This window comes from Vibrio sp. 1727 (genome assembly GCF_033344415.1).
Taxonomy (GTDB): Bacteria; Pseudomonadota; Gammaproteobacteria; order Enterobacterales; family Vibrionaceae; genus Vibrio; species Vibrio alginolyticus.
Map to the genome: position 1 here is coordinate 1 of NZ_JAWPOT010000298.1, position 681 is coordinate 681.

Annotated in this window: 1 protein-coding gene; it reads left to right on the forward strand. The window is 43.9% G+C overall.

Annotated elements, in window-relative coordinates; translation table 11 throughout:
- Positions 1–443 (forward strand): YSC84-related protein (locus R8O10_RS25350; protein ID WP_318191975.1); only part of this gene is annotated, 443 nt, incomplete at its 5' end.
- Between the last annotated feature and the right edge of the window lie 238 nt (positions 444–681).

Sequence of the window (681 nt, forward strand, 5' to 3'; positions counted from 1 at the left end):
GCACCTTACTCAAACTCTTTAATGAAAAACCAGAAGCGAAAACGATTTACGATAAAGCTTACGGCTACGCCGTTTTTGATTCTCGCAAGCTCTCTTTGCTTTTCCACACCAATTCAGGCTCTGGTGTGGCAGTAGATAAGACCACCGAAAAACGCACCTACATGAACATGTTTGGTATGGGGGTTGCGCTAGGGCTCGGCGGCAAGTTTTATCAGCAAGTGGTTTTGTTTGAAAGCAAACAGGACTTCGATACGTTCGTCAACGAAGGTTGGGAAGCAACCAGCGAAGCTTCAGCAGTTGCAGGCGAAGATGCCGAAGAGTTCTCTGCACAGTTCAACAGCGGCGTTGCCGTTTATCAGCTCAACTCAAAAGGCTTGCTTATCGATGCAAACGTATCTGGTTCAAAATACTGGGTAAATGAAGAGCTCACCAACGCCCAGTAATTTACCTGCTCTGATTGAAGACACTTCACAACAACGAATGGTTTCACAGGAATTGATAAAAATCTGAGCATTAAAAATCATAGAATTAACAATCGAGAACGCAAAACTGAGTACCTGAGCAACTTTTTAGGGGGGAGTCACGAGAAGATGGTGACTTCCCTTTCTCGTTGGATTGCTTTTGGTTATGCTTGCGCAAAATTAAATCATGTCAACTCGATGATCGCATGCATATCCAAAA